The sequence below is a fragment of the Streptococcus sp. 517s genome, from assembly GCF_054445985.1.
Window position 1 is genome coordinate 337,745 of the sequence record NZ_CM136847.1, and the last position, 25,035, is coordinate 362,779.

Here is a 25,035-nt window from a genome sequence, read left to right on the forward strand (position 1 = left end):
TTTAAGAAGTGAAAATCTTGTTTTTGGGGGGTTAAAATGCATTCCAAATAAATAGGAAGATAAAAATACACCCCCAAGCGTTGCCTGTTCTCTTTTGAATAACGAGCATACCATAAATCAAGATAAAAACAGACAAGGCCTCTAAAATGGCATGGAGATGAAAGCTAATCATCCCATGAATCATCAGACAGATCAGAGCACAAGTTAGGGCTCCGTAATCAAGCCAAGTATGATGTGATGGAAAGCGACAGTTGATTTTGTTTGCAATGACAACATAATTAAAACCTTCCCAGAATCCCCAAACAAGAGCAGTGAAGAGAATGCCCAAGACATTTGTAGGGAAAGGACTTGTGAGAATTTCTTTGGCAATGAGGATGGATTGAAAAGGGAGATAGGAATGAAGCTGTCCTCTACTGATGAGAAAAAGAAGTAAGGGGAGACAGATAATAGCCGTCTGAATGAGGGTTGGGAGGAAGTGTTTAGCTAGCAAACCATATTGTTTCCAGCTTTCTTTTCTTCGAATCATTACCACGCTCGTCCCCAATCCAGCAACACAAAACTGAAGAGTTGCGAGAAAAAGAAGACGAATCCAGATGGGAAACTCTGTTTGGTGAGAGAAATCAAGTATTTGTTTTTGGAAAAGGATATATCCTATAAACGAAAGAATTGTCAAAATGGCAATAATATTGAGGTCTTGATCGGCTTCTTTTTGCTTAACTGTCAGAGTATTTTTCATCATTTAGAGCTCCTTACTTTATTTCTTATTATAAAATAATAAAAAATAAAGGGCAATAAAGAACCGGAAAAGTTTAGGGTTTTGCTATCTCTTTTGCTGATTTTGTGATATAATTAACACGTATAAAAAAAGAAGGAGTCATATCTAATGGCAAAATTGACTGTTAAAGACGTTGACTTGAAAGGGAAAAAAGTTCTCGTTCGTGTTGACTTCAACGTACCTGTTAAAGATGGCGTGATTACCAACGACAACCGTATCACTGCAGCTCTTCCAACTATCAAGTACATCCTTGAACAAGGTGGACGTGCAATCTTCTTCTCTCACCTCGGACGTGTAAAAGAAGAAGCAGACAAAGCTGGTAAATCACTTGCTCCTGTAGCTGCTGACTTGGCTGCTAAATTGGGACAAGAAGTTAAATTTATCCCAGGTGTTACACGTGGTGCTGAATTGGAAGCAGCAATCAACGCTCTTGAAGATGGACAAGTTCTCTTGGTTGAAAACACTCGTTTTGAAGATGTTGATGGCAAGAAAGAATCTAAAAACGATCCTGAACTTGGTAAATACTGGGCATCACTTGGAGATGGTATCTTCGTAAATGATGCATTCGGTACAGCTCACCGTGCTCATGCATCTAACGTTGGTATCTCAGCAAACGTTGAAAAAGCTGTTGCTGGATTCCTTCTTGAAAATGAAATTGCTTACATCCAAGAAGCTGTTGAAACTCCAGAACGCCCATTCGTAGCCATCCTTGGTGGTTCAAAAGTATCAGACAAGATCGGTGTTATCGAAAACTTGCTTGAAAAAGCTGATAAAGTCCTTATCGGTGGTGGGATGACTTACACATTCTACAAAGCTCAAGGTATCGAAATCGGTAACTCACTTGTAGAAGAAGACAAATTGGATGTTGCGAAAGCTCTTCTTGAAAAAGCAAACGGTAAATTGATCTTGCCAGTTGACTCAAAAGAAGCAAACGCATTTGCTGACTACACTGAAGTGAAAGACACTGAAGGTGAAGCAGTAGACCCAGGTTTCCTTGGTTTGGATATCGGTCCAAAATCTATCGCTAAATTCGATCAAGAATTGACTGGTGCGAAGACAGTTGTATGGAACGGACCAATGGGTGTATTTGAAAACCCTGACTTCCAAGCTGGTACAATCGGTGTCATGGACGCTATCGTGAAACAACCAGGCGTGAAATCAATCATCGGTGGTGGTGACTCAGCTGCCGCAGCAATCAACCTTGGTCGTGCAGACAAGTTCTCATGGATCTCTACTGGTGGTGGTGCCTCAATGGAACTCCTCGAAGGTAAAGTATTGCCAGGATTAGCTGCACTTACAGAAAAATAAGTTTTCTTAAATGAAATGATAGAAAAGAGGAACTCTGTTTCCTCTTTTTTATAGCCTAAATTAAAAACGCTTCCTATTGATTTTTACTCATAAAATCAACTGATTTATGTTAAAATGGTAGTAGAAAGTTGAGATTATGAGTTATTTTAACAAATATAAATTCGATAAGTCACAGTTCAAACTTGGTATGCGGACTTTTAAAACGGGAATTGCCGTTTTTCTAGTTCTTTTGATTTTCGGCTTTTTTGGCTGGAAAGGTCTTCAAATCGGTGCTCTGACAGCGGTTTTTAGTCTGAGGGAGAGTTTTGATAAGAGCGTCCATTTTGGAACTTCACGTATTCTAGGAAATAGTATCGGTGGCTTCTACGCCCTTATCTTTTTTCTCTTAAATACCCTATTTCATGAAGCCTTTTGGGTAACCTTGGTGGTTGTTCCAATCTGCACTATGTTAACCATTATGACAAATGTGGCCATGAATAATAAATCGGGGGTTATTGGTGGTGTAGCAGCTATGTTAATCATTACCCTATCAATACCGAGCGGTGAAACAATTTTGTACGTGTTTGCGCGCGTATCGGAAACTTTCATGGGAGTTTTTGTCGCAATTCTCGTAAATTATGATATTGATCGTATTCATCTCTTTTTAGAGAAAAAAGAAAAATAATGTTACATTTTATGACATTATTAATTGACGTTTGTCTTTTTTTAGACTATAATAGACAGAAAGAAGGAAAATGTAAATGAAGGAAAAAGAATTTCGCCGAAATATGGCTGTTTTTCCTATCGGCAGTGTTATGAAGTTGACCGATCTCTCGGCGCGTCAGATTCGTTATTATGAAGATCAAGAGTTGATTAAACCTGATCGAAACGAAGGAAACCGTCGCATGTATTCGTTGAATGATATGGATCGTCTGCTTGAAATCAAAGATTATATCTCTGAAGGCTACAATATCGCTGCCATTAAGAAAAAATATGCTGAACGTGAGGCGAAGTCCAAGAAAGTGGTGAGTCAGACGGAGGTGCGTCGCGCACTTCATAATGAACTCCTCCAGCAGGGACGCTTTGCTTCAGCACATTCACCTTTTGGTCGCGGTTAGGCAATCGCAAGTAGTCATATATTAAGGAGAAAAACCATGCCAATCACAGCTGCAGATATTCGTCGTGAAGTCAAGGAAAAAAATGTTACCTTTATTCGTCTCATGTTCTCAGATATTTTGGGAACGATGAAAAACGTCGAAATTCCTGCTACAGATGAACAGTTAGATAAAGTCTTATCAAACAAGGCTATGTTTGATGGATCTTCTATTGAAGGTTTTGTACGTATCAATGAGTCAGATATGTACTTGTACCCAGACTTGGATACATGGACAGTCTTCCCTTGGGGAGATGAAAACGGAAGTGTTGCAGGTTTGATCTGTGATGTCTATACAACAGAAGGTAAGCCATTTGCAGGTGACCCTCGTGGCAATTTGAAACGTGCTCTTCGTCATATGGAGGAAGTAGGATTCAAATCCTTCAACCTTGGTCCAGAACCAGAATTCTTCCTATTTAAGCTGGATGAAAATGGGGATCCGACTCTTGAAGTAAATGACAAGGGTGGCTACTTCGATTTGGCACCTACAGACCTTGCGGACAATACACGTCGTGAAATCGTTAATGTCTTGACTAAAATGGGATTTGAAGTAGAAGCAAGTCACCACGAGGTTGCGGTTGGACAGCACGAAATTGACTTCAAGTATGATGAAGTCCTCCGTGCCTGTGACAAGATTCAAATCTTTAAACTCGTTGTTAAAACGATTGCTCGTAAACATGGTCTTTACGCAACCTTTATGGCAAAACCAAAATTTGGTATCGCTGGATCAGGTATGCACTGTAATATGTCCTTGTTTGATGCAGAAGGAAACAATGCCTTCTTTGATCCAAATGATCCAAAAGGAATGCAGTTGTCTGAAACGGCCTACCATTTCCTTGGTGGTTTGATCAAGCATGCCTACAACTATACTGCCATCATGAACCCAACAGTTAACTCATACAAACGTTTGGTTCCAGGTTATGAAGCACCTGTTTACATTGCTTGGGCTGGTCGTAACCGTTCGCCACTTGTGCGCGTACCAGCTTCACGTGGTATGGGAACTCGTCTTGAGTTGCGTTCAGTGGACCCAATGGCAAACCCATACATCGCTATGGCGGTTCTTTTGGAAGTTGGTTTGCATGGTATTGAAAATAAAATCGAAGCACCAGCTCCTATCGAAGAAAATATCTATATCATGACAGCTGAAGAGCGTAAAGAAGCTGGTATTACCGACCTTCCATCAACGCTTCACAATGCTTTGAAAGCTTTGACAGAGGATGAAGTGGTCAAGGCTGCCCTAGGAGATCACATCTACACTAGCTTCCTTGAAGCGAAACGTATCGAGTGGGCTAGCTATGCGACGTTTGTGTCACAATGGGAAGTTGATAATTATCTTGATTTGTATTAAGAACATAAAAAAGATTGTCTGATTGGGCAATCTTTTTTTGCTTATCAAAGAAGAAAAATTTATATTCTATATTGGATAGGTATTTGAATAAAGTATAATAGGGAAGGTGTCCTAGTTTGATGTAATTAAAAATACGAGGTAGTCGGAATTTAAAGTACTGTCTAATCAATCTTTGCTATCACAAATAGGCTTACTGCCAAGAACCTAATTGAAATTTTATCTATCAAATGGTAAAATGTTTCCTAGTTAGGGTCGGTAAAAAATAGGCAGTTCAAGTTCTTGTCCTGCTTCTATCTTTAAACTACTCAGTTCTAAAATATAGAATAACTAAAAAAGATAAAAAATGAAAAAAGATAAGCGATGGCTTCTAATTTTGGTGGTAGGAAGTTTCCTTCTTATGGTGCTTGGTATTTTTTACTATACCAACCATGGTAAAATAGGACAGGGAGATGCCAACCAATCTCAAACATCGTCAACGAGTAATCTAGAAAATAGAGCACTGGAATTAAATTCTCAACAACTACCGGATTTTAAGATAACTTCACCTGATGGTAGAGAACTTTTGATTTCTAGTTTTTCTGACAGACCTCTTTTAATAGTAGAATGGGCTAGTTGGTGTCCTGATTGTCGAAATCAACTGCCAATTATCCAAAAAATGTATGAAAAATATGGAGACCAGGTGTATTTTGTATTGATAAATTTGATTGAGCCAGAGAAGGAAACTACAGAGACTGCTAATCGCTATATTACTCAAGGTGAGTATACCTTCCCTTACTACTACGATATGGATCAGTCTGCAGCGGATGCGCTTCAAGTACAAACGATTCCGAGTATGTATTTTGTAGACAAACAAGGTCAAATCAAGAATGTACTTATCAAACATACTCCTGAAGATGCCTTGGAGAAAGAATTAAAGGAATTGTTGGAATAATATTGATGTGAGATTAAATCAAGACAGAAACTGCTTTCTAGTATTTTTTGTCCTGCTTAAAGTTTCGCTGTTGTTTGTTTTTGGGTGAAAAGCAATTTTTCAACCTGAGAATCAGGGGTGAATATCGATGAAAAATAAGTTTCTAGGTCTTCAGACTGATTTTTAGCACTCTTGGCAAAAGAGTGCTAATTTTTTAAGTTTTTGTCTTGACATTCTCTTCTAAGGGTGTATAATAGAATCATGAGTTAGCACTTGGACATATAGAGTGCTAATCGATCGGACAGAGAGGAGTGATGAGATGGTTACAGAGCGTCAGCAGGATATTTTAAATCTGATTATTGACATCTTTACCAAAACGCACGAACCTGTCGGATCCAAAGCCTTGCAAGAGTCTATTAACTCTAGCAGTGCTACCATTCGTAATGATATGGCGGCTCTAGAAAAACAAGGATTGCTTGAAAAAGCGCATACTTCCAGCGGTCGGATGCCAAGTGTCGCGGGATTTCAGTACTATGTGAAACACTCACTTGATTTTGATCGACTGGCCGAAAATGAGGTTTATGAGATTGTCAAAGCCTTTGATCAGGAATTCTTCAAACTGGAAGATATTCTACAAGAGGCTGCTAATGTCTTGGCAAACTTAAGTGGCTGCACAGTTGTAGCGCTAGATGTTGAGCCGAGCAGGCAACGTTTGACAGCCTTTGATATCGTTATTTTAGGACAACATACAGCCTTGGCAGTATTTACCTTAGACGAATCGCGAACGGTTACCAGTCAGTTTCTGATTCCAAGGAACTTCTTGCAGGAGGATTTGCTGAAACTGAAGAGCATCATTCGGGAGCGTTTCCTCGGACACACTGTTCTAGATATTCACTACAAGATTCGGACGGAGATTCCGCAGATTATCCAGCGTTACTTTACGACAACGGACAATGTCATGGATCTCTTTGAACACATTTTTAAAGAAATGTTCAATGAAAACATTGTGGTATCGGGCAAGGTCAATCTCTTGAATTTTGCCAATCTAGCAGCCTATCAGTTCTTTGACCAACCACAGAAAGTGGCTCTGGAGATTCGTGAGGGTCTGCATGAAGATCAGATGCAAAATGTTCGTGTTGCGGACAGTCAGGAATCCTGTCTAGCTGACTTGGCGGTGATTAGCAGTAAATTCCTCATTCCTTATCGAGGTTTTGGAATTCTAGCGATTATCGGTCCGGTCAATCTGGATTACCAGCAATTGGTCAACCAAGTCAATGTAGTCAACCGCGTATTGACCATGAAGTTGACAGATTTTTATCGCTACCTCAGCAGTAATCATTACGAAGTACATTAAGATTGAAATCATTAAAGGAGGCGAAAATGGCCCAAGATAAAAAAAACGAAGAAATGAAAGAAGAGGAAATTGTTGAAACAGTAGAAGAAACAACTCCTGAGAAGTCTGAGTTGGACTTGGCAAATGAACGTGCGGATGAGTTCGAAAACAAATACCTTCGCGCTCATGCAGAAATGCAAAATATTCAGCGCCGTGCCAATGAAGAACGTCAACTCTTGCAGCGCTATCGTAGCCAAGACCTGGCAAAAGCAATTTTACCATCGCTCGACAACTTAGAACGTGCACTTGCAGTTGAAGGATTGACAGACGATGTCAAAAAAGGATTGGAGATGGTGCAAGAGAGTTTGATTCACGCTTTGAAAGAAGAAGGAATCGAAGAAATCGCAGCTGACGGCGAATTTGACCATAACTATCATATGGCCATCCAAACTCTCCCAGCAGACGATGAACACCCAGCAGACACTATTGCACAAGTCTTCCAAAAAGGCTACAAACTCCATGACCGCATTCTACGCCCAGCCATGGTAGTTGTTTATAACTAAGATACAAAGCCTGTAAAAAGCTCACAGTAAAAATAGGAGATTGACGAAGTGTTCGATGAACACAAGAAAATCTATCTTTTTTACCCAGAGCTTAGGGCGTGTTTGATTAGGCAATTCTGACGGTTGCAACATACATAATAGAAAACTTGTCCGAAACGACAATAAACTACGAAAGAAAGATAAGAAATTGTTCAGCTTTGCAATAGTGAGCAAAGCGAACCAAAGACGATACTCTTCGCCGTGGCGCTATTTGCGCAAACTTTGAGACCTTAGGCTCAAAGTTTAGTCAAAGAGATTGACGAGTCAAGCTCTGACGGCGTCGCCACCTAAGAAGAGTATCAACAAAAAGAAAGAATATAAAATTTAAGGAGAAAAACACATGTCTAAAATTATTGGTATTGACTTAGGTACAACAAACTCAGCAGTTGCAGTTCTTGAAGGAACTGAAAGCAAAATCATCGCAAATCCAGAAGGAAACCGCACAACTCCATCTGTAGTATCATTCAAAAACGGTGAAATCATTGTTGGTGATGCTGCAAAACGTCAAGCAGTCACAAACCCAGATACAGTTATCTCTATCAAATCTAAGATGGGAACTTCTGAAAAAGTTTCTGCAAATGGAAAAGAATATACTCCACAAGAAATCTCAGCTATGATCCTTCAATACTTGAAAGGTTATGCGGAAGATTACCTTGGTGAAAAAGTAACCAAAGCAGTTATCACAGTTCCAGCTTACTTCAATGACGCTCAACGCCAAGCAACAAAAGACGCTGGTAAAATCGCTGGTCTTGAAGTAGAACGTATCGTTAACGAACCAACTGCAGCAGCTCTTGCTTACGGTTTGGACAAGACTGACAAAGAAGAAAAAATCTTGGTATTTGACCTTGGTGGTGGTACATTCGACGTATCTATCCTTGAATTGGGTGACGGTGTCTTCGACGTATTGGCGACTGCAGGGGATAACAAACTCGGTGGTGACGACTTTGACCAAAAAATCATCGATCACATGATTGCAGAATTCAAGAAAGAAAATGGTATTGACTTATCAACAGACAAGATGGCTCTTCAACGTTTGAAAGATGCGGCTGAAAAAGCTAAGAAAGACCTTTCAGGTGTAACTTCAACTCAAATCAGCTTGCCATTTATCACTGCTGGTGAATCTGGACCTCTTCACTTAGAAATGACCTTGACTCGTGCGAAATTTGACGATTTGACTCGTGATCTTGTAGAGCGTACAAAAGTTCCAGTTCGTCAAGCCCTTTCAGATGCAGGTTTGAGCTTGTCAGATATTGACGAAGTTATCCTAGTTGGTGGTTCTACTCGTATCCCAGCCGTTGTAGAAGCTGTTAAGGCTGAAACTGGTAAAGAACCAAACAAATCAGTAAACCCTGATGAAGTAGTTGCTATGGGTGCTGCGATCCAAGGTGGTGTGATCACTGGTGATGTGAAAGACGTTGTTCTTCTTGATGTAACGCCATTGTCACTTGGTATCGAAACAATGGGGGGTGTCTTCACAAAACTCATCGACCGTAACACAACAATTCCAACATCTAAATCACAAGTCTTCTCAACTGCAGCAGACAACCAACCAGCCGTTGATATCCACGTCCTTCAAGGTGAACGCCCAATGGCGGCAGATAACAAGACTCTTGGACGTTTCCAATTGACAGACATCCCAGCTGCTCCTCGTGGTATCCCACAAATCGAAGTAACATTTGACATCGACAAGAACGGTATCGTATCTGTTAAGGCTAAAGATCTTGGAACTCAAAAAGAACAAACTATTGTCATCCAATCTAACTCAGGCTTGACTGATGAAGAAATCGACCGCATGATGAAAGATGCAGAAGCAAATGCTGAAGCAGATAAGAAACGTAAAGAAGAAGTTGACCTTCGTAACGAAGTAGACCAAGCAATCTTTGCGACTGAAAAAACAATCAAAGAAACTGAAGGCAAAGGCTTTGACGCAGAACGTGACGCTGCTCAAACTGCCCTTGATGACCTTAAGAAAGCCCAAGAAGACAACAACTTGGACGAAATGAAAGCAAAACTCGAAGCATTGAACGAAAAAGCTCAAGGACTTGCTGTTAAACTCTACGAACAAGCCGCAGCAGCCCAACAAGCTCAAGCAGGAGCAGAAGGCGCACAAGCAACAGGAAACGCAGGCGATGACGTCGTAGACGGAGAGTTTACGGAAAAATAAGATGCAAAGCCCGTTAAAACCTCACAGTGAAAATAGGAAATCTGACGCAGAAACTTTAGTTTCTAGGAAGATTTGTCTTTTTCACCAAGAGGTTAGGGCGTGCTCAATTCGGTAAGATGTTGAGGCGTTAAGAAAACGAAAGAAAAATAGGAAGCCATCGCTTTGTGCGATGCACAAAAGATGGCTTATCTTTTTTCCGAAGTTTTTAGCGGAAACTCAGTTAAGCCTAACTCGTTAAGAATGACGAATTACTAAGGTTCATTGTCTAAATGTAATAATGATAGGAAGAAATCCAGAGGTTGCAACCCAGCCTCTGTTTTTCGGTAAAAAGGGACTTACCTGATTTGTTTGTGGTTTGTCTCATCAACATAAAAGAAAGGAATTGAACCCGACCTAAATCGAGGGTTGATTCACAATATCAATAGAAAGGAATAAGGGTGTTCGAGTAACTGAACACGGGCTACGGACTGTGTCAAAAAGATAGTTTTTTATAGGATGTAAGCGTCCATCGTCAAAACTCCTAGATGGCTGTGTCCGTTTGACGCCCTTTGTATCTTGAATTATGAACAATACTGAATTTTATGATCGTCTGGGGGTGTCAAAAAACGCTTCGGCAGACGAGATCAAAAAGGCTTATCGTAAGCTTTCGAAGAAATATCACCCAGATATCAACAAGGAGCCTGGTGCTGAGGAAAAGTACAAGGAAGTTCAAGAAGCCTATGAGACTTTGAGTGACGACCAAAAACGTGCAGCCTACGACCAATATGGTGCTGCAGGTGCCAACGGTGGCTTTGGTGGTGCCGGTGGTTTTGGTGGCTTTGACGGAGCAGGTAGCTTCGGTGGTTTTGAGGATATTTTCTCAAGTTTCTTCGGTGGAGGCGGAGCTTCGCGCAATCCAAACGCTCCTCGTCAAGGGGATGACCTCCAGTATCGTGTGAACTTGACCTTTGAAGAAGCTATCTTCGGAACAGAAAAGGAAGTTAAATACAATCGTGAAGCCAGCTGTCGCACATGTAACGGCTCTGGTGCTAAGCCAGGGACAAGTCCAGTCACTTGTGGACGCTGTCATGGCGCTGGTGTCATTAACGTCGATACGCAGACTCCTCTTGGTATGATGCGTCGCCAAGTAACCTGTGATGTCTGTCATGGTCGCGGAAAAGAAATCAAAGATCCATGTACAACTTGTCACGGAACAGGTCATGAAAAACAAGCTCATAGCGTACATGTGAAGATCCCTGCTGGTGTGGAAACAGGCCAACAAATCCGCCTAGCGGGTCAAGGTGAAGCAGGATTTAACGGTGGACCTTATGGTGACTTGTATGTGGTGGTTTCAGTAGAAGCTAGTGATAAGTTTGAACGTGAAGGAACCACTATCTTCTACAATCTGAACCTCAACTTTGTCCAAGCAGCTCTTGGTGATACTGTGGAAATTCCAACCGTGCATGGTGATGTTGAATTGGTCATCCCAGAAGGAACTCAGACTGGCAAGAAATTCCGTCTACGTGGTAAGGGAGCACCGAGCCTTCGTGGCGGTGCCGTTGGTGACCAATATGTTACAGTTAATGTCGTGACTCCGACAGGTTTGAACGACCGCCAAAAAGCAGCGCTTAAAGAGTTCGCAGCTGCAGGTGACTTGAAAGTCAATCCAAAGAAAAAAGGCTTCTTTGACCATATAAAAGATGCCTTTGAAGGAGAATAAAGTAAAAAGAGCCGATGGGCTCTTTTTTTGTTATCATTGAAAATTTAGTGTCGAAAAATCATTTTCCAGTTAGTCTATTATTTGTACTTTTGAGTGAGTAAGCCAGCCACATCCATCTCCTGAATGAGTTGCTTAAGTTCCGCTTCTTTACCAGGTTTCACAGTGACAGTATCGATATGTTTGATTGCCGAATTATCCTGAATATCCACTAAAGTCAAAGCTTTTTCATAGAATGCAATTCCCTTTTTTAGGCTTTCATGATTATTCCAAAAGAGAATTGAGTAATTAGGGTTAAATTTCTTTCCTTTTTCTTGGAGATACTTCTCGCTTTCCTTCTCTAAAAATTGGAATAAGCCATGATTGAACAAGTTATCTCCAACTTTATAGTATGAAATATCCCCTGCCTGTAGGACATAGACTTCCAGTCGGTTTTTGGTGAGTTTTGGACTTTTTTTTAGGACGGGGTGACTATTGATAACCTCATCTGAGAAAGTAACATAAAAGTTTAAGCCTCCACCCTCGTATTGATAGTGTCCATCTGATTCGACTTTCTCGGGAGGGAGGTCAAGGGAGGTAAAGATTTGTTTTAAGTCGTCATTCCCTTTTTGGATGTCACTCGGTGAGGCCTTGAAAAGATTGGCCACTAGTAGAAATGCCAAGGCTGCAAGCAGGCAGAGGCAACCACAAGGGATCGCGATGACCTTCGCTAGAACTTTTAAAAACTGTTTCACTTTCATTGCCTCCCTTTTCTGTTCAAACCTAGTATCCAAAAAAGAGTTTAAGGAAAGTTGGAGACTCTCTTATCCTTGTTTTTCTTCTTGGAGGACTGCCATTCTGGTTTGGAAATCCTTTTCCAAGACTTTGAACCTGTAGGTCAAGTCTTTTTGGTATTCCTTGATAAGGGCTTTTTGTTGGTCGATGATTTGCAGGCTGTTTTGAATGACATCCAAATCCTCCTTCATAGCCTCGACACGGTCGCTAGTATCCATAAATTCCTCTGTGATGGCTTGGCGATTTTTTACGACAAAATAACTTCCGGCTGCAGCCCCTGCAAATAGCAATAGATTGGATAGTTTCATGGCAACTCCTTAGGCATTTCTAATGGTTTCAGCGACTTGGGCAAGTTTGTCAAAGTCAGGTTCGTGGGCGATAAAGTCAATCTTGAGGTCATCTTCAGCGCTATAGCGAGGCACGAGGTGTACATGGGTATGAAAGACTGTTTGACCAGCGACTTCTTCGCAGTTGGCGATGATATTCATGCCGACAGCCTTGGTAGCCTTCATGACTTTTTGAGCCACTGTTGGCACTTGGGCAAAGAGTTGGCTGGCACTCGCAGCATCCATTTCTAAAAGATTGCGATAGTGCTCTTTTGGTACAATGAGGGTGTGTCCAGGCGTTACTTGAGAGATATCAAGGAAGGCAAGAATCTGCTCATCCTCGTATACTTTTGAAGCAGGAATCTCCCCTGCGATGATCTTACAAAAAATGCAATCTGACATAAAATCCACCTCTACTGTATTGAATTTTGATATAATATAGCTACATTATACCAGATTCGGAGAAAATATGTTAGAAATTAAAAACCTGACAGGAGGCTATATTCACGTTCCTGTCTTGAAAGATGTGTCCTTTACAGTTGAAAGTGGGCAGTTGGTCGGTTTGATTGGTCTCAATGGTGCTGGGAAATCAACGACAATCAATGAGATTATTGGTCTGTTGACACCTTACAGTGGGGAAATCAAGATTAATGGTCTCACCCTGCGAGAAGATGCGACCAACTATCGCAAGCAGATTGGCTATATTCCTGAAACGCCTAGCTTGTACGAGGAATTGACCCTCAGAGAGCATATCGAGACGGTTGCCATGGCCTATGGTATTGAGCAAAAAGTGGCTTTTGAGCGAGTAGAACCTTTGTTGAAAATGTTTCGTTTGGATCAAAAATTAGACTGGTTTCCAGTGCATTTCTCCAAAGGGATGAAGCAGAAGGTCATGATTATCTGTGCCTTTGTGGTGGATCCGAGTCTTTTCATTGTTGATGAGCCTTTCCTTGGGCTCGATCCGCTGGCTATTTCTGACTTGATTCAGCTTTTGGAAGTGGAAAAGCAAAAAGACAAGTCTATCCTCATGAGTACCCACGTGCTAGATTCGGCGGAGAAGATGTGTGACGCCTTTGTTATTCTCCACAAGGGGGAGGTGCGGGCTCAGGGGAACCTCCAGCAACTCCGTGAAGCCTTTGCCATGCCTGAAGCTAGTTTGAATGACATTTATCTGGCTCTGACCAAAGAGGAGGAGCTATGAAAGACTTGTTTTTAAAGAGAAAGCAGGCTTTTCGTAAGGAATGTGTCGGTTATCTGCGCTATGTCCTCAATGACCACTTTGTCTTGTTCCTGCTAGTTCTTATCGGTTTTCTAGCTTACCAGTACAGTCAACTCCTGCAACATTTTCCTGAAAATCATTGGCCTATCCTCTTGTTTTTGGGGATTGTATCTGCCTTGCTTTTGGCTTGGGGAGGAATCGCGACCTACATGGAAGGACCTGACAAGCTCTTTCTCTTAGTCAGTGAAGAGGAGGTTAGGTCTCACCTCAAAGATCAGACAGTGCGCTCACTGGTCTTTTGGCTCTTTGTCCAAACCCTTTTCTTGCTTTTATTTGCGCCCTTATTTTTAGCCATGGGTTATGACTTGCCAGTTTTTCTCATCTATGTGCTTTTATTGGGAGCTGGGAAATATCTGGTCTTTCGCCAAAAAGCCAGTAAATTTTTTACTGACAATGGACTTGACTGGGACTATGTGATCGCCCAAGAAAGCAAGCGCAAGCAAATCTTGCTTCGTTTCTTTGCTCTCTTTACTCAGGTCAAGGGCGTTTCAAATAGTGTCAAACGTCGCGCTTATCTGGATTTTATCCTAAAGACTGTTCAAAAGGTGCCGAGCAAGATTTGGCAGAACCTCTATCTTCGTTCTTATTTGAGAAATGGAGATATGTTTGCTCTTAGTTTGCGCCTCTTGCTCCTATCCTTGTTAGCTATGATCTTTATCAAGCAAGCTTGGATCGCGACGGCAGTGGTGGTTCTATTTAACTACCTCTTGCTCTTCCAGTTACTGGCCCTCTATCACGCCTTTGATTACCAATACTTGACCCAGCTCTTTCCACTAGAAAAAGGGGAGAAAGAGAAGGGATTGAAACAGATTTTGCTCGGTGTGGGAAGTGCAGTTCTTTTGCTGGAATTGCTGGTCGGAGCAGTGGTTTTTCAAGAAAAAATAGCCTTGTTGGCTCTTGCAGGAGCTGGTCTCTTCCTACAATTGTTTTATTTGCCTTACCAACTAAAAAGATTGGTTGACGAATAGACCAAAAACTAGTAGAATAGTAAGGAAACTTTATACGGAGGAAAGAAATGGACTTGGGTGATAATGAGCTAACGCTGACCCCTATCCCTGGGAAGAGCGGCAAAGCTTATATGGGAAGCTACCCTGATGGGAAGCGCGTCTTTGTAAAAATGAACACCTCTCCAATCCTACCTGGCCTAGCCAGAGAACAAATCGCTCCTCAATTACTATGGACTCGTCGTTTGCCAGATGGCAGTGATATGTGTGCTCAGGAATGGCTGACGGGCAAAATCTTGACCCCTTACGACATGAATCGCAAGCAGATTATCAATATCTTGAACCGTCTCCACCGCTCGCATCCCTTGATGAAGCAGTTGAGCCGTTTGGGATATACCATGGAAACGCCAGTTGATTTGCTACGTTCTTGGCAGCAAGGAGTTCCAGAAATCTTGAAGCAGAATCACTATTTGAACAGTGTGATTGCGGAGCTAGGTAAGACGGTTCCAGGTTTTAGAGAAGACTATGCAACGATTGTGCATGGGGATCTTCGCCATAGTAATTGGATTGAGACAGAGAGTGGACTCGTTTATCTAGTGGATTGGGATTCGGTTCGCCTGACGGATCGTATGTTTGATGTGGCGCATTTGCTATGCCACTACATTCCAGATTATCAGTGGCGCCAATGGTTGAGAGACTATGGCTATAAGTACAATCAGACAGTGTTAGATAAATTGTATTGGTATGGTCAGTATTCTTACTTGAACCAGATTGCCAAATACTGTGAAAATCAAGATTTAGACAATGTAAACCGGGAGATTTATGCCTTGCGCGTCTTCCGTGACAAGTATGGAAAGAAGAGATGAGAGTTAGAAATCGTAAAGGGGCGACAGAATTACTAGAGGCTAATCCCCAGTATGTGGTCCTCAATCCCTTGGAAGCAAAAGGGAAATGGCGAGACTTGTTTGGAAATGATCATCCTATTCATGTTGAAGTTGGAAGTGGGAAAGGGGCCTTCGTATCAGGAATGGCCAAGCAAAATCCTGACATCAACTACATCGGGATTGACATTCAAAAGTCGGTATTGAGTTATGCCTTGGACAAGGTGCTTGAAGTTGGGGTGCCCAATATCAAATTGTTGTGGGTAGATGGTTCAGATTTGATCGACTACTTTGAAGACGGTGAGATTGATCGTCTCTACCTCAACTTTTCAGATCCCTGGCCTAAAAAACGCCATGAAAAACGTCGTTTGACTTACAAGAGTTTCTTGGATACCTTCAAGCGCATCTTGCCTGAGAATGGGGAAATCCATTTCAAGACGGATAACCGTGGCTTGTTTGAGTACAGCCTGGTGAGCTTTTCTCAGTATGGAATGAAACTCAATGGTGTCTGGCTGGACTTGCATGCCAGTGACTTTGAAGGCAATGTCATGACAGAATATGAGCAAAAATTCTCCAGCAAAGGTCAAGTGATCTACCGAGTTGAGGCAGAATTTTAAGAAATAGCTTGAAAACCAGCTGTTTGAGTGCTAATGCTTTACATAAATTGACAAACGTGCTATACTGATAGTAAGAATAAGAGAAAGAGAGGCGGGGAAATATCTTCGCCTCTTGCTTATGAGGAGGTGGACGCAATCGCAACAATCGTAGAATTAGTCAGAGAAGTTGTAGAACCTGTCATCCAAGCGCCTTTCGAACTCGTGGATATCGAGTATGGAAAGATTGGCAGTGACATGATTCTCAGTATTTTTGTAGATAAACCTGAAGGAATTACCTTGAACGACACGGCAGATTTGACAGAAATCATCAGTCCTGTCCTAGACACCATCAAGCCTGATCCCTTCCCAGAACAATATTTCCTAGAAATCACCAGTCCAGGCTTGGAACGTCCTTTGAAAACCAAGGATGCTGTCGCTGGAGCAGTTGGGAAATACATCTATGTCGGGCTCTACCAAGCCATCGATAAACAAAAAGTCTTTGAAGGAACTTTGGTATCCTTTGAAGAGGATGAGTTGACCATGGAATATATGGACAAGACACGTAAGAAAACTGTCCAAATTCCATACAGTTTAGTATCAAAAGCACGTTTAGCAGTTAAACTATAGAAAAGAAAGGATAGCTTTTGAGGATTCAAAAGTAAAAAGAACATGAGTAAAGAAATGCTAGAGGCCTTCCGCATTTTGGAAGAAGACAAGGGAATCAAAAAAGAAGACATCATCGACGCAGTAGTAGAGTCGCTTCGTTCCGCTTATCGCAGACGCTATGGTCAATCTGACAGTGTAGCCATCGACTTCAATGAAAAAACAGGAGACTTTACAGTTTATACTGTCCGTGAAGTTGTTGATGAAGTATTTGATAGTCGTTTGGAAATTAGCTTGAAAGATGCCCTTGCCATTAATTCAGCCTATGAGCTTGGTGACAAAATCAAGTTTGAAGAAGCACCAGCTGAGTTTGGTCGTGTAGCAGCCCAATCTGCTAAACAAACCATCATGGAAAAAATGCGCAAGCAAACACGTGCCATCACTTACAATACTTACAAGGAACATGAACAAGAAATCATGTCTGGTACAGTAGAACGATTTGACAACCGCTTTATCTATGTCAACCTTGGTAGCATCGAAGCCCAATTGTCCAAACAAGACCAAATCCCTGGAGAAGTCTTTGCTTCCCACGACCGTATCGAAGTATATGTCTACAAGGTTGAAGACAATCCTCGTGGTGTCAACGTCTTTGTTAGCCGTAGTCATCCAGAAATGATCAAACGCTTGATGGAGCAAGAAATTCCAGAAGTCTACGATGGAACTGTCGAAATCATGAGCGTAGCCCGCGAAGCTGGTGACCGTACTAAGGTTGCTGTTCGTAGCCACAATCCAAACGTGGACGCTATTGGGACAATCGTTGGACGTGGTGGGGCTAATATCAAGAAAATCACCAGCAAATTCCATCCAGCTCGTTACGATGCCAAGAGCGACCGCATGATTCCTGTCGAAGAAAACATCGACGTTATCGAGTGGGTAGCAGATCCAGCTGAGTTTATCTACAATGCCATCGCACCGGCAGAGGTTGACCAAGTTATCTTTGATGAAAATGACAGCAAACGTGCCTTGGTCGTTGTACCTGATAACAAGCTTTCTCTTGCCATTGGTCGTCGTGGACAAAACGTTCGCTTGGCTGCTCATTTGACAGGTTACCGTATCGATATCAAGTCTGCAAGTGAATTTGAAGCTATGGAAGAAGCAGGTCAAGTGGATTACGCAGCTGCGGATGAATTGACAGAAGAATAAAAGCTGCTAGAGGAGGGAAAGATGAAAACAAGAAAAATCCCTTTGCGCAAGTCTGTTGTATCCAACGAAGTGATTGATAAGCGTGATTTGCTCCGCATCGTCAAGAACAAAGAAGGACAGGTCTTTATCGATCCGACAGGCAAGGCCAATGGCCGTGGCGCTTATATCAAGCTAGACAATGCCGAAGCCCTAGAGGCAAAAAAGAAGAAAGTCTTTAACCGCAGCTTTAACATGGAAGTGGAAGAAAGCTTTTATGACGAGTTGATCGCTTATGTGGATCACAAAGTGAAAAGAAGAGAGTTAGGACTTGAATAAGCAAAAGATAAGCAATCTCTTGGGACTTGCTCAACGAGCAGGCCGGATCATATCAGGTGAGGAATTGGTGGTCAAAGCCATCCAAGACCAGAAAGTAAAACTGGTATTTTTAGCCCATGATGCTGCTCCCAATCTGACCAAGAAGATTCAAGATAAAAGTGACTATTATCAAGTAGAAGTTATAACCGTGTTTTCAACACTGGAATTAAGCATAGCAGTCGGAAAATCGAGAAAGGTTTTGGCTGTGACAGATGCTGGATTTACAAAGAAAATGAGGTCTCTTATGGAATAGAAGAGGAGGACATGATTTGTCTAAGAAAAGATTGTACGAAATCGCAAAAGAACTTGGAAAAGAAAGTAAAGAAGTTGTAGCGCGTGCAAAAGAGTTGGGCTTGGATGTGAAAAGCCACTCATCGAGCGTGGAAGCTGTTGCTGCTGAACAAATCGCAGCTAGCTTTAAACCTGCACCTGCTCCTAAGGCAGAAGCAAAACCTGCAACGCCAAAAGCAAGTGTAGAAAAGAAAGCGGAAAAGCCTGCATCAGCTAAACCAGTAGCCACTAAGGAAGAAAGTAAACCAGCTGCACCTGCAGCTCCTAAGGAAGAAAAAGTAGTGGCCGCAAGACCACAAAGCCGAAACTTCAAGGCGGAGCGTGAGGCGCGTGCCAAAGAGCAGGCAGAACGACGCAAACAAAACAAGGGCAACAACCGTGACCAACAACAAAACGGCAACCGTCAGAAAAACGACGGCCGTAATGGTGGTAAACCTGGTCAAGGAAACCGCGACAATCGCCGATTTAACGACCAAGGGAAAAAACCACAAGGTCAGGGAAACCGTGGCAATAATCGCCGTCAGCAACAAGACTTCCAGCCAAAACAAGCTGGACCGCGTGTTGACTTTAAAGCCCGTGCAGCAGCCCTAAAAGCAGAGCAAAATGCAGAGTACGCACGCTCAAGCGAGGAGCGCTTCAAACAATCGCAAGCTGCCAAAGAAGCCTTGGCTCAAGCTAATAAACGCAAGGAGCCAGAGGAAATCTTTGAAGAAGCTGCTAAGCTAGCTGAACAAACGCAACCAGCAGTAACAGTAGTTCCTGTAGTGAAAGAAGCGCCAGTGGATACACGTCGTAAAAAACAAGCTCGACCAGACAAAGAACGTGATGATTATGATCACGAAGAAGATGGTCCTAGAAAACAACAAAAGAATCGAAGTAGTCAAAATCAAGTGAGAAATCAAAGAAATAGTAACTGGAATAACAATAAGAAGAACAAAAAAGGCAATAACAAGAACAACCGTAATCAGGCTCCAAAACCTGTTACAGAGCGCAAGTTCCATGAATTACCAACAGAATTCGAATATACAGATGGTATGACTGTTGCGGAAATCGCAAAACGTATCAAACGTGAACCAGCTGAAATCGTTAAGAAACTCTTTATGATGGGGATTATGGCCACACAAAACCAATCTTTGGATGGAGAAACCATTGAACTCCTCATGGTAGATTACGGTATCGAAGCCAAACAAAAGGTTGAAGTGGACAATGCCGACATCGAACGTTTCTTTGTCGAAGATGGTTACCTCAATGAAGATGAATTGGTTGAGCGTCCACCAGTTGTAACCATCATGGGACACGTTGACCATGGTAAGACAACACTTTTGGATACCCTTCGTAATTCTCGTGTTGCGACAGGTGAAGCGGGTGGAATCACTCAGCATATCGGTGCCTACCAAATCGTGGAAAATGGCAAGAAGATTACCTTCCTTGATACGCCAGGACACGCGGCCTTCACATCTATGCGTGCGCGTGGTGCTTCTGTTACCGATATTACCATCTTGGTTGTAGCGGCCGACGACGGGGTTATGCCTCAAACTATCGAAGCCATCAACCACTCAAAAGCGGCCAACGTTCCAATTATCGTAGCCATCAATAAGATTGATAAACCAGGTGCCAACCCAGAACGCGTTATCGGTGAATTGGCTGAACACGGTGTCATGTCAACTGCCTGGGGTGGAGATTCTGAATTTGTCGAAATCTCCGCTAAATTCAACCAAAACATCGATGAACTCTTGGAAACGGTCCTACTTGTAGCTGAAATCCAAGAACTCAAGGCAGACCCAACAGTGCGTGCGATCGGTACTGTTATCGAAGCTCGCTTAGATAAAGGAAAAGGTGCGGTCGCAACCCTTCTTGTGCAACAAGGTACTTTGAATGTCCAAGATCCAATCGTTGTCGGAAATACCTTCGGTCGTGTCCGTGCTATGACCAATGACCTTGGTCGTCGTGTTAAGGTTGCTGGACCATCAACACCAGTATCTATCACAGGTTTGAACGAAGCACCAATGGCTGGTGACCACTTTGCCGTTTACGAAGATGAAAAATCTGCGCGTGCAGCAGGTGAAGAACGTGCGAAACGTGCTCTTATGAAGCAACGTCAAGTAACCCAACGTGTCAGCCTTGAAAACCTCTTTGATACGCTTAAAGCAGGTGAGCTCAAGTCTGTTAACGTCATCATCAAGGCCGACGTACAAGGTTCAGTTGAAGCCCTTTCTGCTTCACTTCAAAAAATTGATGTGGAGGGAGTAAAAGTCACCATCGTTCACTCAGCGGTCGGTGCCATCAACGAATCTGATGTGACTCTTGCAGAAGCTTCAAATGCCTTTATCATCGGTTTCAACGTGCGCCCTACACCACAAGCTCGTCAACAAGCAGAAGAAGATGATGTAGAAATCCGTCTTCACAGTATTATCTACAAGGTTATCGAAGAGATGGAAGAAGCCATGAAAGGAATGCTTGATCCAGAATTCGAAGAAAAAGTTATCGGTGAAGCAATCATCCGTGAAACCTTCAAGGTATCTAAAGTGGGAACCATCGGTGGATTCATGGTTACGAGTGGTAAAGTTACCCGTGACTCTAAAGTCCGTGTTATCCGTGACGGTGTCGTTATCTATGATGGTGAACTTGCAAGCTTGAAACACTACAAAGATGACGTCAAAGAAGTTACGAACGGCCGTGAAGGTGGTCTCATGATTGATGGCTACAATGATATCAAGATGGATGATGTGATTGAGGCATACGTCATGGAAGAAATCAAGAGATAAGTTTTTTGCTCCTTTCTTAGGTGGTGAGGGACGCAAGCAAACCGATGGTTTCATTGCTTATTTTTGAGTCTAGAGTCTCAAAAATCCCCTGTGATGGGACTGATAAATCAGTTCCATCACTTTCACCACGGCGAAAGAAGCGAATGAGTTCAAATTGAACTTCGTTTCAATTTGAACTGAAAATCAAGAAATTTAAAAATAGCTAGGTCTGCTGGCCTAGCTTTTGGTTCAAAGTAGAGAAAGGAATATCATGGCAAATCATTTTCGTACGGATCGTGTGGGCATGGAAATCAAGCGTGAAGTCAATGAGATTTTGCAAAAGAAAGTCCGTGATCCGCGTGTCCAAGGTGTGACCATTACAGATGTTCAGATGCTGGGTGACTTGTCTGTTGCCAAGGTTTACTACACCATTTTGAGTAACCTGGCTTCGGATAACCAAAAAGCTCAAATTGGGCTTGAAAAAGCAACTGGTACGATCAAACGTGAACTTGGTCGCAATTTGAAATTGTATAAAATCCCAGATTTAACCTTCGTCAAGGATGAGTCCATTGAATATGGAAACAAGATTGACGAGATGCTACGCAATCTGGATAAGAATTAAGAAAGAGGGGCAACCCTCTTTTTTGGTGGAGAAATGGCAATAAAAAATACTGGAGAATCTTTCTAGAGTAAAAAATTGTTAAAAAGCTTTATAAAGCTTAGCTTGTATGATAGTATAGAAATTGGAAAGAGTGAGATGAAATGATTTCTTATCAATAACTAGCTAGTCTGGTATAGCAATCAGCTAGAAACTGCAGTTAGACGAGGGAAGGTAATATGGGGTTCATTAAAATTCTAGCCAAGACTTACGGGAATTACTTTTTTGTGATGCAAAGCGTCAAAGTCCTGAAGAACATGAAAAAAGACGACAATGCTCTAGTAGGATTCGGGAAAGTACTGCTTGCTGACAAACTGATGGATGTAGCCCAGTGGCTCGCAAAACCAGAGGATAAGGAATAACTTGAAATGAAAGAAACTAGCAGGAACTCTTCTGCTAGTTTTTTAATCTCTTCCCATATGGTATAATATAAGCAGTAAAATCATTTTATACTCTTCGAAAATCAAATTCAAACCACGTCAGCTTCACCTTGCCGTACTTAAGTACAGCCTGCGGCTAGCTTCCTAGTTTGCTCTTTGATTTTCATTGAGTATTAGAACATACAATGGAGGTCGTCATGGACAATATCATCGATGTGTCAATTCCCGTTGCAGAAGTGGTGGACAAGCATCCAGAAGTTTTGGAAATCCTAGTGGAGCTGGGTTTTAAGCCACTTGCTAATCCCCTGATGCGCAACACAGTCGGTCGCAAAGTATCGCTGAAGCAGGGTTCTAAACTTGAAGGAACTCCTATGGACAAGATTGTCCGCACGCTGGAAGCGAATGGATATGAAGTGATTGGATTAGACTAATGGCAGATGAACGGATTCACATCCTACGGGATATTTTGTTAGAATTGCACAATGGTGCCTCTCCTGAGTCAGTTCAGGAGCGTTTTGATGCGACCTTTACGGGTGTTTCAGCCATCGAGATTTCCCTCATGGAGCACGAGCTGATGAACTCAGACTCAGGTGTCACCTTTGAAGATGTCATGGAGCTCTGTGATGTCCATGCCAATCTTTTTAAAAACGCTGTTAAGGGTGTCGAAGTAGAGGATACCGAGCATCCTGGCCACCCTGTTCGCGTCTTCAAGGATGAAAATCTGGCTCTCCGTGCTGCCTTGATTCGCATTCGGAGATTGTTAGATACCTATGAAACTATGGAAGATGAAGAAATGCTGGCAGAGATGCGCAAGGGTTTGGTCCGTCAAATGGAACTTTTGGGGCAATTTGATGTCCACTACCAGCGCAAGGAAGAGCTCTTTTTCCCCCTCATGGAGCGCTATGGTCACGATTCACCCCCTAAAGTCATGTGGGGAGTGGATGATCAGATCAGGGAACTCTTTCAGACAGCTCTAGCGACAGCCAAGTCACTACCAGAAGTGTCGATTAGCAGTGTAAAGGAAACTTTCGAAGCTTTTGCGACAGAGTTTGAAAGTATGATTTTCAAGGAAGAGTCCATCCTCCTCATGATTCTCCTTGAGTCTTTCACCCAGGATGACTGGCTTCAGATTGCGGAGGAGAGCGATGCCTACGGCTATGCCATCATCCGTCCGTCTGAAAAATGGGTGCCAGAGCGCCAGAGCTTTGTTGAGGAAAAGAGTGCAGATGAGCCCGTACAACTAGACACGGCTGAAGGTCAAGTTCAGCAAGTTATCGATACACCCGAAGGCCAGTTTACTATTACCTTTACCCCTAAGGAAAAGGAAGCGGTGCTGGACCGCCATAGCCAACAGGCTTTTGGCAATGGCTATCTCTCCGTCGAGCAGGCCAACCTCATCCTCAATCACCTCCCTATGGAGATCACCTTTGTCAATAAAGACGATATTTTCCAGTATTACAATGACAATGCGCCAGCTGATGAGATGATTTTCAAACGGACGCCGTCCCAAGTCGGGCGCAATGTAGAACTCTGCCATCCGCCTAAGTACCTAGACAAGGTGAAGGCCGTTATGAAAGGTCTTCGTGAAGGTAAAAAAGACAAGTATGAAATGTGGTTCAAGTCGGAGTCGCGAGGCAAGTTTGTCCACATCACCTATGCTGCGGTACACGATGAAAACGGGGAATTCCAAGGCGTGCTAGAGTATGTTCAGGATATCCAGCCCTACCGAGAGATTGATACGGATTATTTCCGTGGATTAGAATAAGGAGAATCAATGAGTTACGAACAGGAATTTATGAAGGAATTTGAAGCCTGGGTCAATACCCAGATCATGATCAACGATATGGCGCATAAGGAAAGTCAAAAAGTCTACGAGGAAGACCAAGACGAGCGTGCCAAAGATGCCATGATTCGCTACGAAAGTCGCTTGGATGCTTATCAGTTCTTGCTTGGTAAGTTTGAAAATTTCAAGGCGGGCAAGGGATTCCATGACTTGCCAGAGGGATTGTTTGGTGAGCGAAACTATTAAAATTCAGATACTTTCTTGATTTTTTGCCAAAATCTTGATAGAATATCTCTATTAAATCCTTGTCAGAGCAGGGATTTTTTATTGAAAGGATTTTATCATGTCAAAGAAACTCCAACGTAAAAAACAATTGCGAAATAGCCTTCGTCGCTCAGGTGCATTTTCAAGTACGGTGACCGAGGTTGTAGAAGAGACCAAGAAAGTCGTGAAACACGCAGAAAAATCTGCCAGCGAAGCAGGAAAAGTTGTCTCTAAAAAAGTGGAACAAGCAGTAGAAGCGACTAAGGAACAAGCTCAAAAAGTAGCCAGTTCAGTAGAAGATTTCGCAGCGACTTTGGGCGGTCTCTCAGTAGATCGTGCTAAGACTTTCTATGATGAAGGCATCAAATCAGCTGCTGATTTTAAAAACTGGACGGAAAAAGAACTCCTTGCCTTGAAAGGAATCGGCCCAGCTACCATCAAGAAATTAAAAGAGCACGGAATCAGCTTCAAGTAATCTTTCTTGAGCCTTGCATTTCCGAGAAAAACTTGCTACAATAGAGCCATCAGAGGTGTTTTGGATCCCACATTTTACAGAAAGTGGCGGTGCTGAGAAGTCCACAAATGTGTCAAAACTGGTTGCTGATGGATAAAAATGAAATAATATTGTCTTTTTGTTTTAAAGACAAGAGTTGCGGGCATCTGCCCGAAATTGGGTGGTACCGCGGA

General features: G+C 42.4%; 28 protein-coding genes. 24 read left to right on the forward strand and 4 right to left on the reverse strand.

Annotation, left to right across the window (positions count from 1 at the left end; all coding sequences use genetic code 11):
* Window positions 1-31: 31 nt before the first annotated feature.
* The gene (locus tag ACVX3R_RS01820; protein WP_458795254.1) at window positions 32-739 is read right to left on the reverse strand and encodes a hypothetical protein; all 708 of its coding nucleotides are present in this window, start codon (window positions 737-739) and stop codon (window positions 32-34) included.
* 144 nt (window positions 740-883) lie between these two features.
* Between ACVX3R_RS01820 and ACVX3R_RS01825 the strand changes: the two genes are divergently transcribed.
* The 9 genes from ACVX3R_RS01825 (at window position 884) to dnaJ (ending at window position 11,271) form a co-directional block, all read left to right on the forward strand.
* Window positions 884-2,083 (forward strand): phosphoglycerate kinase, encoded by a 1,200-nt coding sequence (locus ACVX3R_RS01825; RefSeq protein ID WP_458795255.1) that lies wholly within the window; start codon window positions 884-886, stop codon window positions 2,081-2,083.
* Window positions 2,084-2,219: 136 nt separating this feature from the next.
* The gene (locus ACVX3R_RS01830) at window positions 2,220-2,747 is read left to right on the forward strand and encodes an FUSC family protein (protein WP_458795256.1); all 528 of its coding nucleotides are present in this window, start codon (window positions 2,220-2,222) and stop codon (window positions 2,745-2,747) included.
* Between the two features lie 76 nt (window positions 2,748-2,823).
* Window positions 2,824-3,180 (forward strand): transcriptional repressor GlnR, encoded by a 357-nt coding sequence (gene glnR, locus ACVX3R_RS01835; RefSeq protein WP_000659550.1) that lies wholly within the window; start codon window positions 2,824-2,826, stop codon window positions 3,178-3,180.
* A 36-nt stretch (window positions 3,181-3,216) separates the two neighbouring features.
* The gene (gene glnA / locus ACVX3R_RS01840) at window positions 3,217-4,563 is read left to right on the forward strand and encodes a type I glutamate--ammonia ligase (RefSeq protein WP_001122896.1); all 1,347 of its coding nucleotides are present in this window, start codon (window positions 3,217-3,219) and stop codon (window positions 4,561-4,563) included.
* Window positions 4,564-4,906: 343 nt separating this feature from the next.
* Window positions 4,907-5,494 (forward strand): TlpA family protein disulfide reductase, encoded by a 588-nt coding sequence (locus tag ACVX3R_RS01845; RefSeq protein WP_458795257.1) that lies wholly within the window; start codon window positions 4,907-4,909, stop codon window positions 5,492-5,494.
* 298 nt (window positions 5,495-5,792) lie between these two features.
* Window positions 5,793-6,827, forward strand: a complete 1,035-nt coding sequence (hrcA, locus tag ACVX3R_RS01850; protein ID WP_458795258.1) for a heat-inducible transcriptional repressor HrcA — start codon at window positions 5,793-5,795, stop codon at window positions 6,825-6,827.
* 26 nt (window positions 6,828-6,853) lie between these two features.
* Window positions 6,854-7,369 (forward strand): nucleotide exchange factor GrpE, encoded by a 516-nt coding sequence (grpE, locus tag ACVX3R_RS01855; RefSeq protein WP_458795259.1) that lies wholly within the window; start codon window positions 6,854-6,856, stop codon window positions 7,367-7,369.
* A 379-nt stretch (window positions 7,370-7,748) separates the two neighbouring features.
* Window positions 7,749-9,572: a molecular chaperone DnaK gene (gene dnaK, locus ACVX3R_RS01860; protein ID WP_458795260.1), complete on the forward strand. Its 1,824-nt coding sequence runs from the start codon at window positions 7,749-7,751 to the stop codon at window positions 9,570-9,572.
* Between the two features lie 562 nt (window positions 9,573-10,134).
* Window positions 10,135-11,271: a molecular chaperone DnaJ gene (dnaJ, locus tag ACVX3R_RS01865; protein ID WP_458795261.1), complete on the forward strand. Its 1,137-nt coding sequence runs from the start codon at window positions 10,135-10,137 to the stop codon at window positions 11,269-11,271.
* Window positions 11,272-11,348: 77 nt separating this feature from the next.
* Here the strand turns inward: dnaJ and ACVX3R_RS01870 are convergent, their stop codons facing one another.
* The 3 genes from ACVX3R_RS01870 to ACVX3R_RS01880 all read right to left on the reverse strand — a co-directional run bounded on the left by ACVX3R_RS01870 (window position 11,349) and on the right by ACVX3R_RS01880 (window position 12,770).
* Window positions 11,349-12,008, reverse strand: a complete 660-nt coding sequence (locus ACVX3R_RS01870; protein WP_458795262.1) for a hypothetical protein — start codon at window positions 12,006-12,008, stop codon at window positions 11,349-11,351.
* Between the two features lie 63 nt (window positions 12,009-12,071).
* A complete protein-coding gene (locus ACVX3R_RS01875) occupies window positions 12,072-12,350 on the reverse strand; it encodes a hypothetical protein (protein WP_458795263.1) in 279 nt (92 codons plus the stop codon).
* Window positions 12,351-12,359: 9 nt separating this feature from the next.
* Window positions 12,360-12,770 carry an HIT family protein gene (locus ACVX3R_RS01880; protein ID WP_458795264.1) on the reverse strand — a complete coding sequence of 137 codons (411 nt, stop codon included), beginning with the start codon at window positions 12,768-12,770 and terminating at the stop codon, window positions 12,360-12,362.
* 67 nt (window positions 12,771-12,837) lie between these two features.
* On the opposite strand from ACVX3R_RS01880, the gene ACVX3R_RS01885 reads away from it, so the two are divergent.
* From ACVX3R_RS01885 to ACVX3R_RS01955, 15 genes are all read left to right on the forward strand, one after another.
* Window positions 12,838-13,569: an ABC transporter ATP-binding protein gene (locus ACVX3R_RS01885; protein ID WP_458795265.1), complete on the forward strand. Its 732-nt coding sequence runs from the start codon at window positions 12,838-12,840 to the stop codon at window positions 13,567-13,569.
* Window positions 13,566-14,615 carry an ABC transporter permease gene (locus tag ACVX3R_RS01890; protein WP_458795266.1) on the forward strand — a complete coding sequence of 350 codons (1,050 nt, stop codon included), beginning with the start codon at window positions 13,566-13,568 and terminating at the stop codon, window positions 14,613-14,615. Before ACVX3R_RS01885 ends, ACVX3R_RS01890 begins: the two co-directional genes overlap by 4 nt.
* 47 nt (window positions 14,616-14,662) lie before the next feature.
* Window positions 14,663-15,457 (forward strand): cell cycle regulator CcrZ, encoded by a 795-nt coding sequence (ccrZ, locus tag ACVX3R_RS01895; protein ID WP_458795267.1) that lies wholly within the window; start codon window positions 14,663-14,665, stop codon window positions 15,455-15,457.
* Window positions 15,454-16,089 (forward strand): tRNA (guanosine(46)-N7)-methyltransferase TrmB, encoded by a 636-nt coding sequence (trmB, locus tag ACVX3R_RS01900; RefSeq protein WP_458795268.1) that lies wholly within the window; start codon window positions 15,454-15,456, stop codon window positions 16,087-16,089. The genes ccrZ and trmB overlap by 4 nt, the downstream gene beginning before the upstream one ends.
* A 126-nt stretch (window positions 16,090-16,215) precedes the next feature.
* Window positions 16,216-16,695 carry a ribosome maturation factor RimP gene (gene rimP, locus ACVX3R_RS01905; RefSeq protein WP_458795269.1) on the forward strand — a complete coding sequence of 160 codons (480 nt, stop codon included), beginning with the start codon at window positions 16,216-16,218 and terminating at the stop codon, window positions 16,693-16,695.
* Between the two features lie 42 nt (window positions 16,696-16,737).
* A complete protein-coding gene (gene nusA, locus ACVX3R_RS01910) occupies window positions 16,738-17,874 on the forward strand; it encodes a transcription termination factor NusA (RefSeq protein WP_000032278.1) in 1,137 nt (378 codons plus the stop codon).
* A 21-nt stretch (window positions 17,875-17,895) separates the two neighbouring features.
* Window positions 17,896-18,189: an RNase P modulator RnpM gene (rnpM, locus tag ACVX3R_RS01915; RefSeq protein ID WP_000857560.1), complete on the forward strand. Its 294-nt coding sequence runs from the start codon at window positions 17,896-17,898 to the stop codon at window positions 18,187-18,189.
* Window positions 18,182-18,481: a YlxQ-related RNA-binding protein gene (locus tag ACVX3R_RS01920; RefSeq protein WP_458795270.1), complete on the forward strand. Its 300-nt coding sequence runs from the start codon at window positions 18,182-18,184 to the stop codon at window positions 18,479-18,481. Before rnpM ends, ACVX3R_RS01920 begins: the two co-directional genes overlap by 8 nt.
* A gap of 16 nt (window positions 18,482-18,497) precedes the next feature.
* Entirely contained in the window at window positions 18,498-21,284 is a 2,787-nt protein-coding gene (gene infB, locus ACVX3R_RS01925; protein WP_458795271.1) for a translation initiation factor IF-2, read from the forward strand.
* Between the two features lie 250 nt (window positions 21,285-21,534).
* A complete protein-coding gene (gene rbfA, locus ACVX3R_RS01930; RefSeq protein WP_001273601.1) occupies window positions 21,535-21,885 on the forward strand; it encodes a 30S ribosome-binding factor RbfA in 351 nt (116 codons plus the stop codon).
* A gap of 215 nt (window positions 21,886-22,100) precedes the next feature.
* Window positions 22,101-22,283, forward strand: a complete 183-nt coding sequence (locus ACVX3R_RS01935) for a hypothetical protein (protein ID WP_000505782.1) — start codon at window positions 22,101-22,103, stop codon at window positions 22,281-22,283.
* 215 nt (window positions 22,284-22,498) lie between these two features.
* Window positions 22,499-22,732: a DUF1858 domain-containing protein gene (locus tag ACVX3R_RS01940; RefSeq protein WP_000368739.1), complete on the forward strand. Its 234-nt coding sequence runs from the start codon at window positions 22,499-22,501 to the stop codon at window positions 22,730-22,732.
* Window positions 22,732-24,066 carry a DUF438 domain-containing protein gene (locus tag ACVX3R_RS01945; RefSeq protein WP_458795272.1) on the forward strand — a complete coding sequence of 445 codons (1,335 nt, stop codon included), beginning with the start codon at window positions 22,732-22,734 and terminating at the stop codon, window positions 24,064-24,066. The genes ACVX3R_RS01940 and ACVX3R_RS01945 overlap by 1 nt, the downstream gene beginning before the upstream one ends.
* Window positions 24,067-24,075: 9 nt before the next feature.
* Window positions 24,076-24,330: a DUF1912 family protein gene (locus ACVX3R_RS01950; protein WP_000119707.1), complete on the forward strand. Its 255-nt coding sequence runs from the start codon at window positions 24,076-24,078 to the stop codon at window positions 24,328-24,330.
* 97 nt (window positions 24,331-24,427) lie between these two features.
* Window positions 24,428-24,823 (forward strand): helix-hairpin-helix domain-containing protein, encoded by a 396-nt coding sequence (locus tag ACVX3R_RS01955; RefSeq protein ID WP_458795273.1) that lies wholly within the window; start codon window positions 24,428-24,430, stop codon window positions 24,821-24,823.
* Window positions 24,824-25,035: the final 212 nt, after the last annotated feature.

Bases quoted from the DNA above. Each gene is read 5' to 3' on its own strand.
- glnR (WP_000659550.1), top strand. From the start codon at position 2,824: ATGAAGGAAAAAGAATTTCGCCGAAATATGGCTGTTTTTCCTATCGGC.
- dnaJ (WP_458795261.1), top strand. From the start codon at position 10,135: ATGAACAATACTGAATTTTATGATCGTCTGGGGGTGTCAAAAAACGCT.
- ACVX3R_RS01845 (WP_458795257.1), top strand. From the start codon at position 4,907: ATGAAAAAAGATAAGCGATGGCTTCTAATTTTGGTGGTAGGAAGTTTC.
- hrcA (WP_458795258.1), top strand. From the start codon at position 5,793: ATGGTTACAGAGCGTCAGCAGGATATTTTAAATCTGATTATTGACATC.
- rbfA (WP_001273601.1), top strand. From the start codon at position 21,535: ATGGCAAATCATTTTCGTACGGATCGTGTGGGCATGGAAATCAAGCGT.
- ACVX3R_RS01875 (WP_458795263.1), bottom strand. From the start codon at position 12,350: ATGAAACTATCCAATCTATTGCTATTTGCAGGGGCTGCAGCCGGAAGT.
- ACVX3R_RS01940 (WP_000368739.1), top strand. From the start codon at position 22,499: ATGGACAATATCATCGATGTGTCAATTCCCGTTGCAGAAGTGGTGGAC.
- ccrZ (WP_458795267.1), top strand. From the start codon at position 14,663: ATGGACTTGGGTGATAATGAGCTAACGCTGACCCCTATCCCTGGGAAG.
- ACVX3R_RS01955 (WP_458795273.1), top strand. From the start codon at position 24,428: ATGTCAAAGAAACTCCAACGTAAAAAACAATTGCGAAATAGCCTTCGT.
- dnaK (WP_458795260.1), top strand. From the start codon at position 7,749: ATGTCTAAAATTATTGGTATTGACTTAGGTACAACAAACTCAGCAGTT.
- ACVX3R_RS01885 (WP_458795265.1), top strand. From the start codon at position 12,838: ATGTTAGAAATTAAAAACCTGACAGGAGGCTATATTCACGTTCCTGTC.
- ACVX3R_RS01890 (WP_458795266.1), top strand. From the start codon at position 13,566: ATGAAAGACTTGTTTTTAAAGAGAAAGCAGGCTTTTCGTAAGGAATGT.
- ACVX3R_RS01950 (WP_000119707.1), top strand. From the start codon at position 24,076: ATGAGTTACGAACAGGAATTTATGAAGGAATTTGAAGCCTGGGTCAAT.
- ACVX3R_RS01945 (WP_458795272.1), top strand. From the start codon at position 22,732: ATGGCAGATGAACGGATTCACATCCTACGGGATATTTTGTTAGAATTG.
- ACVX3R_RS01870 (WP_458795262.1), bottom strand. From the start codon at position 12,008: ATGAAAGTGAAACAGTTTTTAAAAGTTCTAGCGAAGGTCATCGCGATC.
- ACVX3R_RS01820 (WP_458795254.1), bottom strand. From the start codon at position 739: ATGATGAAAAATACTCTGACAGTTAAGCAAAAAGAAGCCGATCAAGAC.
- nusA (WP_000032278.1), top strand. From the start codon at position 16,738: ATGAGTAAAGAAATGCTAGAGGCCTTCCGCATTTTGGAAGAAGACAAG.
- grpE (WP_458795259.1), top strand. From the start codon at position 6,854: ATGGCCCAAGATAAAAAAAACGAAGAAATGAAAGAAGAGGAAATTGTT.
- ACVX3R_RS01825 (WP_458795255.1), top strand. From the start codon at position 884: ATGGCAAAATTGACTGTTAAAGACGTTGACTTGAAAGGGAAAAAAGTT.
- glnA (WP_001122896.1), top strand. From the start codon at position 3,217: ATGCCAATCACAGCTGCAGATATTCGTCGTGAAGTCAAGGAAAAAAAT.
- ACVX3R_RS01880 (WP_458795264.1), bottom strand. From the start codon at position 12,770: ATGTCAGATTGCATTTTTTGTAAGATCATCGCAGGGGAGATTCCTGCT.
- ACVX3R_RS01830 (WP_458795256.1), top strand. From the start codon at position 2,220: ATGAGTTATTTTAACAAATATAAATTCGATAAGTCACAGTTCAAACTT.
- trmB (WP_458795268.1), top strand. From the start codon at position 15,454: ATGAGAGTTAGAAATCGTAAAGGGGCGACAGAATTACTAGAGGCTAAT.
- ACVX3R_RS01935 (WP_000505782.1), top strand. From the start codon at position 22,101: ATGGGGTTCATTAAAATTCTAGCCAAGACTTACGGGAATTACTTTTTT.
- rnpM (WP_000857560.1), top strand. From the start codon at position 17,896: ATGAAAACAAGAAAAATCCCTTTGCGCAAGTCTGTTGTATCCAACGAA.